Annotated in this window: 13 protein-coding genes; 6 read left to right on the top strand and 7 right to left on the bottom strand. The window is 48.5% G+C overall.

Going from position 1 to position 15,502, the window contains the following annotated elements:
- Positions 1-66: 66 nt before the first annotated feature.
- Together METMI_RS0110600 and mnmA are read left to right on the top strand one after the other, a co-directional pair.
- Positions 67-528: an NUDIX hydrolase gene (locus tag METMI_RS0110600; RefSeq protein ID WP_019866268.1), complete on the top strand. Its 462-nt coding sequence runs from the start codon at positions 67-69 to the stop codon at positions 526-528.
- Entirely contained in the window at positions 521-1,612 is a 1,092-nt protein-coding gene (mnmA, locus tag METMI_RS0110595) for a tRNA 2-thiouridine(34) synthase MnmA (RefSeq protein WP_019866267.1), read from the top strand. Before METMI_RS0110600 ends, mnmA begins: the two co-directional genes overlap by 8 nt.
- A gap of 171 nt (positions 1,613-1,783) precedes the next feature.
- Here mnmA and METMI_RS0110590 read toward each other — a convergent pair whose 3' ends face one another.
- Positions 1,784-2,080, bottom strand: a complete 297-nt coding sequence (locus METMI_RS0110590; protein ID WP_019866266.1) for a Bor family protein — start codon at positions 2,078-2,080, stop codon at positions 1,784-1,786.
- A 135-nt stretch (positions 2,081-2,215) separates the two neighbouring features.
- Between METMI_RS0110590 and METMI_RS0110585 the strand changes: the two genes are divergently transcribed.
- From METMI_RS0110585 to lipA, 4 genes are all read left to right on the top strand, one after another.
- Complete coding sequence (locus METMI_RS0110585; protein ID WP_019866265.1) at positions 2,216-3,610, top strand: ethanolamine ammonia-lyase subunit EutB; 1,395 nt, start codon at positions 2,216-2,218, stop codon at positions 3,608-3,610.
- A 63-nt stretch (positions 3,611-3,673) separates the two neighbouring features.
- The gene (eutC, locus tag METMI_RS0110580; RefSeq protein WP_019866264.1) at positions 3,674-4,477 is read left to right on the top strand and encodes an ethanolamine ammonia-lyase subunit EutC; all 804 of its coding nucleotides are present in this window, start codon (positions 3,674-3,676) and stop codon (positions 4,475-4,477) included.
- Positions 4,478-4,538: 61 nt separating this feature from the next.
- Entirely contained in the window at positions 4,539-5,147 is a 609-nt protein-coding gene (lipB, locus tag METMI_RS0110575) for a lipoyl(octanoyl) transferase LipB (protein ID WP_019866263.1), read from the top strand.
- A complete protein-coding gene (lipA, locus tag METMI_RS0110570) occupies positions 5,144-6,103 on the top strand; it encodes a lipoyl synthase (RefSeq protein WP_019866262.1) in 960 nt (319 codons plus the stop codon). The genes lipB and lipA overlap by 4 nt, the downstream gene beginning before the upstream one ends.
- A 413-nt stretch (positions 6,104-6,516) precedes the next feature.
- On the opposite strand, the gene METMI_RS23700 is transcribed toward lipA, so the two are convergent.
- The 6 genes from METMI_RS23700 to METMI_RS0110540 form a co-directional block, all read right to left on the bottom strand.
- On the bottom strand, positions 6,517-7,038 hold the full coding sequence (locus METMI_RS23700; RefSeq protein WP_019866261.1) for a cysteine hydrolase family protein: 522 nt from the start codon (positions 7,036-7,038) through the stop codon (positions 6,517-6,519).
- A gap of 329 nt (positions 7,039-7,367) precedes the next feature.
- Positions 7,368-7,916 carry an REP-associated tyrosine transposase gene (locus METMI_RS0110560; protein ID WP_019866260.1) on the bottom strand — a complete coding sequence of 183 codons (549 nt, stop codon included), beginning with the start codon at positions 7,914-7,916 and terminating at the stop codon, positions 7,368-7,370.
- A 123-nt stretch (positions 7,917-8,039) separates the two neighbouring features.
- Positions 8,040-10,397 carry an AAA family ATPase gene (locus METMI_RS0110555; RefSeq protein ID WP_019866259.1) on the bottom strand — a complete coding sequence of 786 codons (2,358 nt, stop codon included), beginning with the start codon at positions 10,395-10,397 and terminating at the stop codon, positions 8,040-8,042.
- Positions 10,398-10,520: 123 nt separating this feature from the next.
- Entirely contained in the window at positions 10,521-11,801 is a 1,281-nt protein-coding gene (locus METMI_RS0110550) for a DUF2130 domain-containing protein (protein ID WP_029151614.1), read from the bottom strand.
- Between the two features lie 131 nt (positions 11,802-11,932).
- A complete protein-coding gene (locus tag METMI_RS0110545; protein ID WP_019866257.1) occupies positions 11,933-13,534 on the bottom strand; it encodes a GTPase in 1,602 nt (533 codons plus the stop codon).
- Positions 13,515-15,254: a GTPase domain-containing protein gene (locus METMI_RS0110540; RefSeq protein ID WP_019866256.1), complete on the bottom strand. Its 1,740-nt coding sequence runs from the start codon at positions 15,252-15,254 to the stop codon at positions 13,515-13,517. The genes METMI_RS0110545 and METMI_RS0110540 overlap by 20 nt, the downstream gene beginning before the upstream one ends.
- Between the last annotated feature and the right edge of the window lie 248 nt (positions 15,255-15,502).

Below are 15,502 nucleotides of genomic sequence, written 5' to 3'. Positions count from 1 at the left end.
AGCTTTAACAACATTCTGCAGCCAAAGCGGGTAAAATACCCCGCTTTACAATTTAGGAGGCCATTGATGGTTTGGAAACCTCACGTTACTGTCGCCGCAATTATCGAACAAAACGGACGTTTTTTGCTGGTTGAAGAAGAAACCGACAACGGCCTGCAATTTAACCAGCCTGCCGGGCATTTTGAAGAAAACGAAGACCTGATTGCCGCCGTCAAGCGTGAAGTGCAGGAAGAGACCGCCTGGCAATTTGAACCGGCACATATCGTGTCCATCCAACTTTGGCGTAGAACCCCCAAAGCCGCGACTTTCCTCAGGGTCTGTTTTGCCGGCTCCTGCCATAGCCATAATCCTGAACAAGCGTTGGACACGGGCATCGTCGGGACACATTGGCTGACCCGTGATGAAATCGCCACGCAACAACACCGCCTGCGCAGCCCTTTAGTGCTGATCGGCATAGACGAATATCTGCAAGGGGAGCGTTACCCCTTAGCTTTATTAAAATCATTTCTCGATCTGGATCATGAGTAAAAACATCATCGTCGGCATGTCCGGCGGCGTCGATTCTTCCGTCACCGCCCTGCTGTTATTGGAACAAGGCCACAACGTCAGCGGCTTGTTCATGAAAAACTGGGAAGAAGACGACGGCACCGAATACTGCACCGCCATGCAGGACCTGGCGGACGCGCAACAAGTTTGCGACAAGCTTGGCATACCCTTAAAAACCGTCAACTTCGCCGCCGAATACTGGGACGAAGTGTTTGAGGTTTTTTTGTCCGAATTCGCCGCAGGGCGCACCCCCAACCCCGACATCCTGTGCAACAAACACGTCAAATTTAAGGCGTTTTTGAATTACGCGATTGAAGACCTGGGCGCGGACCATATCGCCACTGGCCATTATGCCCGTGTCGCCGAACGAGACGGCTCATTCCAATTACTGAAAGGCCTAGACCCCAACAAGGAACAAAGTTACTTCTTGTACGCCATGGGGCAAAAAGCCCTATCAAAAACACTGTTCCCCATCGGGCATTTGCACAAACCGGAAATCCGCGCCTTAGCCAAAAAAGCCGGTTTCGACAACCACAAGAAAAAAGACAGCACCGGCATTTGCTTCATCGGCGAGCGCAAATTTAAAGAATTCCTGCAACGCTACCTACCCACCCAACCAGGTGAAATGCGCACACCAGAAGGGCAAACCATCGGCAAACATCACGGCTTGATGTACTACACCTTTGGGCAACGGCAAGGCTTAGGGATAGGCGGCGTAAAAGACGCACCGGATGAGCCGTGGTATGTCCTGGAAAAAGATTTGGAGAACAATGTGCTGATCGTCGGGCAAGGCCATGACCATCCGCTGATGCTGCACAACACCCTAGAAGCAGGGCAACTGGATTGGTGCAGTGGCAAACCTTTGCTTGAACCGCTACGCTGCGCCGCCAAAACCCGCTACCGCCAACCCGACCAAACTTGTTATCTGGAACCGTTACCGGACGGGCGTTGTAAAGTGACGTTTGATGAACCACAACGGGCGATTACGCCAGGGCAGTCGGTGGTGTTTTATGCTGGCGAGGTTTGTTTGGGTGGCGGGATTATTGAATCAAGAACGGACAATTAATGCCTGGTTCTAAAATCCAATCAAAACGGTCAGGGGGGGGCTTTTATAACTTTCCGCTTTATAAGCAATTAAAAATAGGGTACTTTTTAGAAAAAAGTTGGAGCCGTTAGGAAGCGCATCGCCCTATTGTTCAATGCGCTTCTTTTACCAGCTTACAATATTGGTTTTGGTTTATTTGGCGCAGTAAACTCTTGCAACTCTTGGCGAATAAATCCCAATCGTTACCATTTCAAAGAAGCCATCTAAAAAAGTTTCTTCCGCTTCGACTTTTGCAATGTTACTTGCGCCACCACAAATTTCGGCAGCGCTCGTAATGCGCGTTTGGCCCACGCCACGGACAAAAAATGGCTGCCTAATTTCTTTTGTCGGCACTGATGGTGCAACTGCATTTTGATTAATTTGAAAACTTTGAGTGGCGCAACCTGTACTGACTAAAGCTATTGCCATAAATAATGTTATTTGTTTCATTGAAGTCACCTCTGGTAAATGGGGGGGGATTAACCTGGCACAACTAACAAACTGAGTTTTCACTCTAGCACAATTCGATTTTAACAAAAACCTTTTTCTTTCAATTTTTCTAAGCAGAAAAATATAAAACATTTCATGTATAAAACCCAATTGGCAGGTGTGGCCTACGATTTTAGATCCTTGCGCAATTTGATGGCTAAGGCCTCCCCCGCCCGTTCCGGCGATTATCTGGCTGGCGTCGCGGCGGCCAATAATCTGGAGCGGGTGGCGGCGCAGTGGGTGTTGGCGGATGTGCCGCTGAAACAATTCCTCACCGAAGCCTTAGTGCCTTACGAAAGCGACGAGGTGACGCGGCTGATTATCGACAGCCATGACCGGCAAGCCTTCGCTCCCGTCAGCCATTTGACCGTCGGCGATTTCCGCAACTGGTTGTTGTCGGATCAAACAAATACGGAAACATTGGCCGCCATCGCCGCTGGCCTCACGCCGGAAATGGTCGCCGCCGTGTCGAAAATCATGCGAGTCCAAGATTTGATTTTGGTGGCGAAAAAATGCCACGTCGTCACCCGCTTCCGTGGCACGATAGGTTTGGCAGACCGCCTGTCAACCCGTCTGCAACCCAATCATCCCACCGACCATCCCGCGGGTATCGCCGCCAGTATTTTAGATGGCTTGCTGTATGGCTGCGGCGATGCGGTGATCGGCATCAATCCCGCAACCGACAACCTGGAAGCTACGACGCGCTTGTTGCACCTGCTTAACGATGTCATCGAACGTTATCAAATCCCCACCCAAGCCTGTGTGTTGGCGCATGTCACCACCACCATGAAGGCGATGGAACAAGGTGCACCTGTGGATTTGGTGTTCCAATCCATCGCCGGAACCCAAAAGGCAAATGATAGTTTCGGTGTCAATTTAGCGATGTTGCAAGAAGCCCAGGCAATGGCTTTGAATCTAAACAGAGGTACGGTCGGCGACAACTGCATGTATTTCGAAACCGGACAAGGCAGTGCCTTATCCGCCAACGCCCACGAAGGCTTAGACCAGCAAACCTGCGAAGCGCGGGCGTATGCGGTGGCGCGGCAATTCAAGCCTTTGCTGGTCAACACGGTGGTCGGCTTTATCGGCCCGGAATATTTATACGACGGCAAACAAATCATCCGCGCTGGCTTGGAAGACCATTTTTGCGGCAAATTGCTCGGCCTGCCGATGGGCTGCGATGTCTGTTACACCAACCACGCCGAAGCTGACCAAGATGATATGGACATATTGCTGACGCAGTTTGCCGTGGCTGGCGGCACGTTCATCATGGGGGTGCCAGGCGCGGATGATGTCATGTTGAATTACCAATCGACCTCCTTCCATGATGCCTTGTATGTGCGGCAAGTTTTAGGTTTGCGTCCTGCGCCGGAGTTTGAGCAATGGCTGCAACAGCATCAGATATTTAATGCGGATAACCAATTGATGCGGCAAGGAATTCCTGCGCTATTTGGCGGTACGGGCATTTTGCCTGCGAACGGTTCAAAATAAGGGTGCCAAAAACAAGTTTTTGGCCCCCATTTCAACACTGACAATTTCTACTCCCAGCCAGCCATGAGCGACCCACTGCAAATCACTCCAGACCCTTGGCAATCCTTAAACCAATTCACCGCCGCGCGTATTGCCTTAGGCCGCGCGGGGATGAGTTTGCCGACCCAGGCCTGTTTGGACTTCCAACTCGCCCATGCCTTGGCGCGGGATGCGGTGAATATCCCGCTGGATTTTACCGAACTTGCCGGACGTTTGGCAGCAAACGGCATTGACTCTTTAACTTTACAAAGCCAAGCGGAAAACCAACGCTTGTATTTACAACGGCCTGATTTGGGGAGATTGTTAAGCCCCTCTTCGCAAAAATGCTTAAAAAACCACGCGTTATCACCCGCCGATGCCGTTGTAGTGGTTGCCGATGGTTTGTCATCCACCGCCATCGCCCATCACGCCGGGCCATTTTTAAACTTATTGCTGCCGGAACTGCAAAACAACAACTACCAAATCCCGCCCGTTTGCCTAGTCAAGCACGGGCGTGTCGCCGTTGGCGATGCGATTGCCGAAGCTTTCACGGCACGGTTGTGCATAGTCCTAATCGGCGAACGCCCTGGCCTAAGCTCGCCGGACAGCATGGGCATTTATTTCACCTACCAGGCCAAATCTGGCCTCAGCACCGATGCCGACCGCAATTGCATTTCCAATATCCATCACAATGGCTTAAGTTATGCCCAAGCATTAAAAAAACTGCTCTTTTTAATCGCCGAAGCGGAAAAATTGGAATTGTCAGGGGTAAACCTAAAAGATGAAACGACCGAAACAGAATTAGAGAACTTGCCGCCATTACGTAATTTTCTCCTAGCTCACCGATAGCGCAAGGGCTTTTCCGTCCATTGCCTAAGCCATCCCAACGATTTACCTGTAACACTAACCAATGCCCCCTACCCTACGCTATCTCAACCAACAGCCCTACACCGATACTTGGCAAGCCATGCAAGAGTTCACCGTGCAGCGCAACGCCGATACCCCCGATGAATTTTGGATAGTCGAACATCCGCCCGTTTACACCTTAGGCTTAAGCGGCAAGCGCGAGCATTTGCTAAACACGGCCGACATCCCCGTCGTGCACAGCGACAGGGGTGGACAAGTCACTTACCACGGCCCTGGGCAGCTCGTGATTTACACCTTGCTGGACATTAAACGCTTGCAAATCAACATCCGCGAACTAGTCAGCTTGCTAGAAAACGCCATGATCGCGACCTTGGCGGATGTCGGCATCACCGCTAATGCCAAAGCCGATGCCCCCGGCGTTTACGTGCAAGGCAAAAAAATCGGTTCGATTGGTTTGCGTATTAAAAACCATTGCAGTTATCATGGCCTAAGTCTAAACAACGCTATGGATTTGCGCCCGTTTTCGCACATCAACCCGTGCGGCTATTCCGGTTTGCAAATGACCCAACTGGCAGATTGTGGTGTCGCCATTGACACGAATGATTTAGCCGCCCTAGTTATCGAACACATCACCGCAGCCTTACCGTCATGAATTATCAAGCCCCCTCACGCGCCACCCCCGAATCCCACCAACGTAGCGCGGAAAAACTGGCGCGTATCCCGATTAAAGTCGAGCAACCGGAAACCGTCTTGCGCAAACCCGATTGGATACGCATCAAAGTCACCGCTAACGAAGAAATCACCCGCGTCAAACAATTGCTGCGCGAACATAAACTGCACACCGTCTGCGAAGAAGCCGCCTGTCCGAATTTGTCAGAATGCTTCCAACACGGCACAGCGACCTTCATGATCATGGGCGATTTATGCACCCGCCGCTGCCCGTTTTGCGATGTCGCCCACGGCAAACCCTTGCCCTTAGATGCCAACGAACCACAACACTTAGCCGATGCGATAGCCGCAATGGCCTTGAAATACGTCGTCATCACCTCGGTGGACCGCGACGATTTACGCGACGGTGGCGCCGGGCATTTCGCCGAGTGCATCAGCCAAATCCGCACCCTGACCCCGACAACCAAAATCGAAATCCTCGTCCCCGATTTTCGCGGACGCGTCGAAAAAGCCATCAATATCCTGGTGCAACAACCTTGCGACGTGTTCAACCACAACCTGGAAACCGTGCCACGCCTATACAAACAAGCGCGGCCTGGTTCGGATTACCAAGGCTCTTTGGATTTATTGCGCCAACACCATGAGGCATTGCCGCATGTCCCGACCAAATCCGGCCTGATGATGGGCTTGGGCGAAGAGACCGAAGAAGTGATTGAAGTGATGAAAGATTTACGCGCGCACGGCTGCTCGATGCTGACCTTGGGGCAATACCTGCAACCTAGCAAGGCGCATTTGCCCGTGCAACGCTATGTCACGCCAGAAGAGTTTGCCGACTATGGCAGGGTGGCCAAGGAATTGGGCTTTAAACAAGTGGCTAGCGCACCGCTAGTTAGGTCTTCTTACCATGCGGATTTGCAGGCTAAGGGCGTGATTGAATAAGTGGTTATTCGTGCACTCCGCAAGGCGGATAGTTGTGCATAAAGGGATGACCTAAACGGCATCACAGAAATCAATGCCGCTTGCGGATATTGGCTTCGTCCCTTTCAAATTTCATAAATAGTTTTCTAGCTCGCGTAGGACGCATTTGCGATAGAGACTGTGAAAGTATTGCAAAATGCTCTAAGAATTAATGATTGTCCACATAAAACACGAAACAATTAAATAATAACTTTCAATAACTTATATTTAATCTGGTTTTACACTTTCGTGTTTTTTCGTGATTTTCGTGGACATAAAATAATTCTTTCACAGTCTCGATAGCTTATGCGCCGGATGTTTGAATGCCAATATTCGCTATGCCGGGCTTAGTTGCGCGAGGTTTACGGAAAGGTTCTGAATGATGTTGATACCAATTATTCGATTGTTGCACCGAGTCGATTCTTAAAATAATTTAAAAATTCATTTTGTTTATTTGGGTCAAGCGATAAGACACCTTTTGTTGAAACAAAAACCTCATAACCTCTAATTCTCAATTCATACACAGCGAACAAATCGCAAATGTCCGCGCATACTCCAGTAACTTCTATTTGCGTAGGTTTCATTTTTTCTAAAATATCTTCTAATTGAGTGTTTAAGAAAATACTCAGCGTTTTCTTCTTTAGAACAAGAGATTCTTTTATAAATGGCTTTAGACTATCCACTATCTCAGCCTCGAAAGTGCCTTTCAGGCAATGTGGCGGATAAGGCCTTCCAATTTCTGGGTCGTCCAAAGAATGTTCATCACAAACAAAAATTATTTTACCGTTTTCATTCCGTATTTTAGTAATTCGGGATGCAATGTAACTTTCAATTTCTATCGTTGAATTAGGTAATGAAAGAGGATAACCTTCCCTGCAAAAGCCGTTAAGCATATCAATCACTATCAGTATATTCATTTACACGTTCTCACTTTAAATTGATCCCATCACAATTATCGGATCACCTTCATTACTGCTTAATACCTAAAAACCAAAATTGATACCATCAGGTTTTTTACTTGACAGTTGTAGCAGATCATCAAAAGCATTTTGAGCCACTTCAAAAGCGACACCATGCTTTTGTTGATTTAGCTTATTTTTACTTCCATCCCATTAAAATTGCATGAGTTTTTCGTTGTAACTGATTGTTTAAAAAGTATACCACATTAAAAAATCGCTTCTGGTTTTAGGCTGTTCGGCGTAGGGTGGGCTGATGCCGAACGGTAACCATCTTAGCGTATATAAAATCATTCCCCTGTTGTGATGGCCTCTAAATCATCCGCCACGCCCGCCCAATTCAACGGATAAACCCCCTCAGCCACATAGCGGTGAAAAGTCGAATAAGACCAATCGGCAACCTGTTTGCAATAGCCGTGTTTAACGGGGTTGTAATGGAGGTAATCGGCGTGACGGTTAAAGTCGGATTCGTCACGGATTTGATGTTCCCAAAAGCGACGTTGCCATAGCGTGGATTCCCGATGCTTGCGTTTGGAACTGTTGAGCCAATCGGCGCGGCGGTAATGTTCCCGACACTGGATGCTGACTTGGCGTTTAATCAAGCTCCAACGGCTGGAAAAATCGGCATCGCCTTCGGGCAATGTCCACATGCAATGCAAGTGGTCGGGCAGCAACACCCACGCATTAATGGTGAACGGTTTTTGTTTGCGCACAGAGTTGATCGCTTCCCGCAAAGCCACCCGCACGGTTTCATCACACAAAATCGGCTGGCGGCGGAAAGTCACAACCGTAAAAAAATAACACGCCCCTTGGGTGTTGGTGCGGCGGTAATTGGACATGGTTTAAGCGGTTTTTGGATTGTGGTTTGTAGTATTGGTAGGGTGGGCAACGCTTTTCTGGCCACCTTTTGCGGCATGATTGGTGGGCAGAAAAGCGCTGCCCACCCTACGAATCTTCGCACATTACGAGCTAACTGGAATTAGTTCATGATAAATAAAATCCATAAACTTGGATGCAGTATGCCGTTGATTTTCTATATCGTCACCAACCCAAATATGATGCGTTGGATTTAAAACTTCTCTCCATTCGTGGGATGCCCGTGCAGTAATGTCTGAGATTGCTCCAATTTCTTTAAGCTTATCAATTCTGTCAGAAAGATTATGCTCGTTAACTCCTATTAATTGCTTAGCAAAGCGAAGATTAATTTCATTTTCAAGGAAAACCCTCAAGTCACCTGCATTATGGGTGTTGTTAGTGCGATTGATAAAACAAAAAATGTTCTGTGTTACTTTTTCATGACTTGTTTTAATAAAACGTTCGATTTCTGTGGTTTGGATTTCAGAAGAGCTTCCATTTCGCTCAATTGAAAGCAACTTAATCGGCTTATTATTTCTATAGGTATTTAAAAAATAAGTAACACCTTGCTCAAAATGACTAAGCAAAATAATTTGCCTGACCTCATCTGATAGATTGACGATTTCTTTATACACCATTGTTATTCGATGATTGTCAAATGAGGTGACTGGATCATCCAAAACCACTATGCTTTTTTTCTTTTCATCCACGCTCAATCCATCTAAGTTAGCCCAAAACACAGCAAGTGCTAAAGATCGTCTATCGGATTCACTAAAAACGCGGTCTAAATTTTTATCGGAAATTTTATGCCCATGAAATTTAACTTTTAAGTAATAAATAGGTTTGTCGCCATTGGTGTCCAAACCTTTTTCAAGTTGAAAATCATCGCTACCAAACAAAGGGAAAAATTTATTGAGGCGATCAAAAAAATGTTCAAGAAATTGGCTTTGTTCAATTGCCAATTCTTCTTCTAGTCGAGGTATTTCTTCCTTTAACTGTTTGACTGTATTATCTAAAGTTAAATAATTTGCACATTGTTCTGATAATTCAATTCGTTTTAGTTTTCTTGTTTCGGTCTTGCCATTCAGTGTTATTTGTGAAAGTAGCGTGGTGATTCCGGTATTATTTGAAGAAGCTTTAAATGATTGAAAAATTGAATTAATTTGGGCAATTAGGTGGTTGTATTCAGCAACCTTTTCCGTGATAGCTTTATAAAATAACAATAAGTTATCAAATTCCAAAACCTCTACAGGCTTGTGTGGGGAAGCTAGTTTAATTTTAATTGCCGTATCAATATATTCAATTAAATCAGCAATCTGTCGCGCCCATTGTGAAAGGTCTTCTCCTAACCTTGTTTCCAAATTAGCTATTTGATTTTGCAGAAGCATAAACGTCTGATTATCTTCCAGTAACTCTGGGTAGCTCATCAACGCAACTTTATTACCTTCAATAACAATTTTTAAATTATTGATTCTATCTTTAACTAATTCCGCTTTGCTGTTTTTCAAATCTAGCTGGATCCGCTGGTCATGTTCGTCATACGCGGTATCAAAACTTTGTCGATAAATCTCTAATAAAGCTAGAGCTTCAATACTCAGCGTTTGCCCACAGAATTGGCATGTTTCTGAATTATTTTGGGTTAAGCCTTGCCGTATCCAATTTTCAGTATTTTCCGGTGATTTAAAATTGCTTCTAATATGCTCAGCAAGTTTTTGCTGAGCTTGTTGATGGTGTGATTCCAACGAGGTCATAAGTGAGTCGTTTAGAATAGTTTTTGCTTTTGAAAAATCATCTTTCCATTCAAGAAGCCTACATTCTTTGCGTTGCTCAATTACAGTGGCATTTTTATGCTGCCTGTTTAATTTTTCATACTCAACACGTAATTCATTAATTTTTTGATTGAGAAATTCTTTTGATTCAATTGGAGATAAATTGAGAAACCCCTCCAAATCTTCTATATCCTTAAATGCTGCTTCCAGTAAATCTTTACGTTTTCGGGTGGAATCACGTTTTTGCTTATTTTTATTTTCAATTTCTTGTCTTTTTGCCACACCATGTACGCCAAGAACAAATGAACTGAAATTATCTTTGGTTTCTCTGGAAAATTGCCGTCCTGCAAAAAGGTTTTTGTGGTAGAAACCTTCGTCAAATATTTTTAGCTTAAATCCAGCAGGAACTGAAGAAAGCCAAGTGCCACTTTGATATTTAATTATTTGTTCACCCTGAAACTCATCAGCCGAAAATGAAATTTCGGCTTTTTGTGATTGTTCATCGTTAGGTATTGTTTTCCTTTGTTTTATTCCATCTGTATTTCCACTTTCCAAACTTGATAACAAATCACCCAGCGTTGATTTACCATAAGTATTTCTGCCATATATCAAGGTAATTTCTTTGAATTCAGCTTTGCTTGGTTCGCAAAATTTAAACCGACCAATATTTTGAATTTTCTTTATTCTTTTAAGCATTGTAAGTAACCATAAGATTTAAAAATATATTGAACTTCAACTTAATTGGTAGGGTGGGCAACGCTTTTCTGCCCACCGATCATGTCGCAAATGGTGGGCAGAAATGCGTTGCCCACCCTACAACTACAACTCGTCATCAAGCCCCAAAACCTTCATCTCCAAGCCCTCAATCTCCTGCAAAGATTTCCCCGCTATCCCCTGCAAGTCGCCATACATGCCGACGGTGGCGTTCATTACCCGCTCGATTTGCGTTTGGCGTTTTGCCCATTGCTTCATGATGGCTTTGCGTTCTTTGTCTAGGTCTTCTTGCATGGTGGAGAAGGCTTCGACGATGGCTTCGACGCGTTGTTTGAAGCGCGGGCCGGTGAGGTATTGGTAGACCAGTTCGGTTTTGCCGTGTTGGCCAACGGCTGCGAGGCGGGCAAGGCCGATTTGTTGCAGGGTGTGGCGCAGGATGGTGGCGACGGGGAGCGCGGCGCGGGGGCTGGTGACCCAGATGCCGTCGATTTCTTCGAAGTTTTCCACGCCTTTGGGCAGGGCGTGGCTGACTAGCACGGCGATGTCGGCTTTGGCGTTGCGCTGGTCTTCGCGCAGTTTCACCAGCCAGCCGTCGCTCCAGTTTTTGGTGCGTTTGGTTTCCCATAAAATCGTGCCGCTGGTTTGCCCGGTGGGGCTGATGACGCGTTGCAGGGCATCGCCGCCGAATTCGCCTTTGGCGACGGGTTCGATGCTGTCGTAGGGGAATTTGGCGCGGAGCATGGCTTCCAGCTCCATTTCTTGGACTTCGCCTTGCAGTTGTTGCGAGCCTTGTTCGGCTTTGCGTTTGAGTTCTTCGATTTTTTGCTTCATGGCCGCGATGGTTTGTTCGCGCTCCAGCACTTTGAGGTTAAGGCTGTCTTCGGCTTCGCGTTTGGCTTGGGCGCGGACTTCGCCTAGGCCGTCTTGGATGCGTTTGGCGACGGTCAATTCCAGTTCACGCTTGGCGTCGTCGAGTTCGCGTTGTTTTTTGATGAGTTCGGCTTGGGCTTGTTGGGCTTCGGCAAGTTTGGCGTCGCGGGCTTTGAGTACGTCGTTGAGTTCTGCCAGTTCGCGGGTTTTGCTGTCGATTTCGTTGGCGGCGGCTTGTTTGGCTTTTTGGCTTTCTTCGCGGATGATGCGCTGGCGTTCGCTTTGCAGTTGCGCGGCGACTTGTTGGGCGATTTGTTCGTCTAGCGTGCGTTTGGCATCTTGCAGTTGTTTTTGTTGTTCGCGCAGGCCTTGTTCGCGCTGGGCGATGTCTTGGTCTTTTTGCGCCAGTTGTTGTTCGTAGTGCTGGCGGGTGGCGGCGATCAGCGGTGCGGCTAGTGATTCGGTGAGGCGGATTTCGGTGGCGCAGTGGGGGCAGTGGATGGTGGGTTCGGTCATGTGGCGGTTCTTAGGTTGATGGGGTTTGCCTAAGATCATACACCAGCGGCCATGGAGGTTTTTTAAAAAATCCGCCTAAACCCCATTACCCAAAAACTGAAAACCTGCCCGCCTAGGGTTCAGTTAACCGCTCACTCTATCAACATGCGGTTTAACGCGCTGTTGCTGTCCACCATCAAACGCGTGTCCATGTCTTGGCAATTGCATTGGCCGATCAAGTTGTCGAGTTGTTGGAGTTGCCCGGTATGCCCTTCAGCAAAAGCGGCCAAGGTTTGCAAAACCTCATCCTCCAGCAACCCAAAGGCTTGCCCGATACCTTTGTCCAAGCCTTTCGACGCGCTTTTTTGCAATGAGGGCTGGGCTTTTTTCAGGATAAAAAACGGCACTAACCAAGTGATGGCGATCAATAGGGTGCTGTGCACCGCAAAATCCACCCCCAAATAATGGGTGCTGGTCTGGTTGCTGTGATAAAACCCCATAAACACCTGATAGCCCACCCAGCCCATCGCCGCCAACGGCAGGGTAATTTCCGCCAGGCGCATGGCCTTTAAAAAGCCCCGGTGCAGCAGATGTCCTGGGTTTGCCAACGCCTGGCGGACGCCCAGTTCGGTTTGGGCTTGCAGGGTTTTACCGGCTTTGCCGCGCAGTTCGGCGAGCGCCGTTTTCAAGGGCGCGACGGGCAAGGATTGTTGCGCGACATCCAGGATAAACGTATCCAACGCGTCATCAAAGCGGGCTTGCGCCCAGTGATCCCATAATTCGACGCGGCGGGCTTGCGGGCTGGCCAGCAGGTCAGGCGCGTGTTCGGCGTAATAACTGGCGGCGTTTTTAATGGGCCAGCTAAAGCCTTGCCGCAACACGGCACAGGCTTGTTGCCATTGCTGAAGCCAAAGGTTTTGCAAGTCGGCCAAGGTGGTTTGCGCCGCGAGCCCGGTGCGCACGTTTTCCAGCTGTTGTTGCAGGGCCTTTTTGCGTTGGACTTGCCCGCGCTGTTGCAATTGCTGCACGGTGTGGCCATGCGCCAGGTTCATTATGGTTTCTTCCAGCGCGGCGAATTCATCCTCCTGCCATTCGTCCGTACAAATGGTCTTGAAAATGATCGGCTCAAAAAATCCGGCCTTGTGCAGTTGCTGTTTGAAATCGTCATATTGCTCAGGCTGGCCCCTATCCCATTGGTTGAGGACAAATAGCCAGGCATGTTTTGCACCCTCGGTCAGCAGGATTTGCCAAGCTTTTTCATCACGGTAACGTTCGGGGCTGACCACATAAACCAGCACGTCGATATGCGGCAACCATTGCAACACCAGTTGTTTGTTGCCTTGTTCGGTGCTGTCAAAATCCGGCATGTCGATCCAGATAATCTGCTTTTTGGATTCTTCCTCGTGTTGGGCGATTTTGATGTGGGTGATCGGCAAATGCTCAGGCAATTGTTGGATGGCGACGCTGTGATGGTGGAACAAGGTGACTTCGCGTGAAGTTGGCCGCTCCACGCCGACACGGGCGATGGGCTTGCCCGCCAGGCGGTTCAACAAGGAGCTTTTGCCCACCCCGCTGCCGCCCATGAAAGCGACGATCAAAGGCCGCGCCTCTTGTTGGCTAAACAGGCTATCCGGTGTTTTGGTGTCCAGTTCGGCCAGCGACCCGGCGGTGGCGTGGCTAATCCAACCCGCCGCACTGGCTTGTTCGGCCCACTGCTGGGTGCGCCCTACTACTTCAGAGTAATCGTAAACCATGGCGTTTCTCTGTCAGTTGCTGCTCGATGGCCTGTAGTTGTCCAGGCGAAATATTGAAATGGGTGGTGTTTGCCAATTGGCCGGGCAAGGCGTTAAGTGCTTGGCTTAAACAACCAACAAACAAGGCTTGGTTGACGGCGGTAAACTGTTGCTGCTTGAGGTGGGTTTCGACTTTGTGCATATAACTGCCGATGGCGCTTTCGGCAAGCAGCGACGTGACGGTGAGCATGGCGGGGGCGATCACCAAATCATGCACGCCTATGCCGCCCGTGTGCAAGGTCAGGGCGATCACCGCCGCATCGGCGGTCACGCGGGTGGCGCGTAGGCTGTTCAGCACCATCGGTTGTTCCTGCAATTTATGGTACAGGCGCTGCGCACTTTCTTCCACGTCTTGCTGGAAATCCAAATGGTAATTTTTTACCGCCCCGGCAAATTGCTGCAAAATTTCCGGTTTTTGGCGGCGTAATAAAGTGCTAAGGGCTTGCCACCAATCGCTCTGTTGGCTTTGCCCGGTTTTGTCAAGCAACTGGTCGGCCAATTGGATTAAGGCATGTTCGGCGAGTTGGTTCAGCAGCTTGACTTCTTGGCTGCTGTCGGTGATATGCAAACGTTTGCGCCCCAGCTTCATCATTTGGCGCATAGGCCAAGTCAGGGCCTTACGTACGCCGGTCATGAATCCGGCAAGGCCTGGGATTTCCAGTAAGGTCAACAATTCCGCCATTGCTTGGTGGAAAGTTTCGTAATGGTGCGGATGGTTGAGGTAATCGTGCCGGTAGGTGTCGATAGCTTGTTTTAACAAACCGTCCAGCAGGGTTTGCCAGTCGTCAAATAATTGGTGTTCTTCGCGCACGGGTTCCAGCCATGCTTGCCAATGTTTTTGCAACAAAGCCTGTTCCATCCGCGCATGTTTTGGGTGGCTGACTTTTTTTGCCAGCTGCGCGATAGCGTTTTGGTATTCGCCGGGCCATTGTGGGGAACCCGTGGCTTTTTGATAATACAAAGGGACGACTTCAGGGAAGGCATCGCTACGGGCGTGTTGCCATTTTTCTTTTAACGACGGGACCAATACCGTTTCCGAACCTTCGGTGAGCTTGTTCAGGCAAATCAACGTCGGCTGGTTTAATGCCTCCACTTCCGCCATCATCTCCCAGACCGATTGGTCGGCGTATTTTTCTTTGCTGACCACCAAGACCAGCACATCCGCCAGCGCGATAGCCCTTAACACGCCTTCGCGGTAAGTCTCCGAATCAATGGAATCAAAATCAGGGGTATCCCATAACACGCAAGCGGGCAAATACGGCGATTGGCCTGTGGTTTCACTTAAGGCGTAGCAATCAAAGCGTTGCTTGCCCAGTTGCTCAGGCGGCAAGCACTGGAAACGTCCAAAATAGCGTTGCAAGCCTTGGCAATCGCCACGCTTGACATCATGGCAAAAACCTTGCGGATGCACCGTATACCCCGCCAATGGGCTGACTCCCGCCGACGCCTGGTTCAGCAACACATTCACCAGCGAGCTTTTACCGGCTTGCGTGGGCCCCACCACCGCCACTTGCAACACCTGCTTGTCTTTGGACGCCAGCAACTTGCCTTTGCGGACGAAAGCTTCCGCCAAGGTCAATTGGTCAATCCGTAGCTGGTAATCCAAGTTACCGGAAGGCTTGTGGGCTTGGGCCAGTATGGCTTGATAACGCTGTTTTAATAATTGGATAAATTCCAGCATAGTTGTTTAGCACAGGGTTATAATAACTGACCATCTTACTTTGTTTAAGCGATGCCAAAAAATCAATATACTTGAATGCCTTGGGGGTTTTTCAGGCTTGCACTTGCAACCTAAGCGCCCCATCTTAAGTATCCAATACAATAAAACCGGTAAGCTAAATCTTCCCGTCGGCATTGCTTTCTGTAATCTGGCGTTTATAACAACGACTCCGTATATAAAATATCATCCGCTAAAATATAACAACATCC

The organism is Methylovulum miyakonense HT12 (assembly GCF_000384075.1).
In the GTDB taxonomy this organism is placed as follows: domain Bacteria; phylum Pseudomonadota; class Gammaproteobacteria; order Methylococcales; family Methylomonadaceae; genus Methylovulum; species Methylovulum miyakonense.
Note: the sequence above shows the minus strand (reverse complement) of the source record. Positions and strands in the feature narration are given on the sequence as shown.

Bases quoted from the DNA above. Each gene is read 5' to 3' on its own strand.
- lipB (WP_019866263.1), top strand. From the start codon at position 4,539: ATGCCCCCTACCCTACGCTATCTCAACCAACAGCCCTACACCGATACT.
- mnmA (WP_019866267.1), top strand. From the start codon at position 521: ATGAGTAAAAACATCATCGTCGGCATGTCCGGCGGCGTCGATTCTTCC.
- METMI_RS0110600 (WP_019866268.1), top strand. From the start codon at position 67: ATGGTTTGGAAACCTCACGTTACTGTCGCCGCAATTATCGAACAAAAC.
- METMI_RS0110550 (WP_029151614.1), bottom strand. From the start codon at position 11,801: ATGACCGAACCCACCATCCACTGCCCCCACTGCGCCACCGAAATCCGC.
- METMI_RS0110545 (WP_019866257.1), bottom strand. From the start codon at position 13,534: ATGGTTTACGATTACTCTGAAGTAGTAGGGCGCACCCAGCAGTGGGCC.
- METMI_RS0110560 (WP_019866260.1), bottom strand. From the start codon at position 7,916: ATGTCCAATTACCGCCGCACCAACACCCAAGGGGCGTGTTATTTTTTT.
- METMI_RS0110590 (WP_019866266.1), bottom strand. From the start codon at position 2,080: ATGAAACAAATAACATTATTTATGGCAATAGCTTTAGTCAGTACAGGT.
- METMI_RS0110540 (WP_019866256.1), bottom strand. From the start codon at position 15,254: ATGCTGGAATTTATCCAATTATTAAAACAGCGTTATCAAGCCATACTG.
- lipA (WP_019866262.1), top strand. From the start codon at position 5,144: ATGAATTATCAAGCCCCCTCACGCGCCACCCCCGAATCCCACCAACGT.
- METMI_RS0110585 (WP_019866265.1), top strand. From the start codon at position 2,216: ATGTATAAAACCCAATTGGCAGGTGTGGCCTACGATTTTAGATCCTTG.
- eutC (WP_019866264.1), top strand. From the start codon at position 3,674: ATGAGCGACCCACTGCAAATCACTCCAGACCCTTGGCAATCCTTAAAC.
- METMI_RS23700 (WP_019866261.1), bottom strand. From the start codon at position 7,038: ATGAATATACTGATAGTGATTGATATGCTTAACGGCTTTTGCAGGGAA.
- METMI_RS0110555 (WP_019866259.1), bottom strand. From the start codon at position 10,397: ATGCTTAAAAGAATAAAGAAAATTCAAAATATTGGTCGGTTTAAATTT.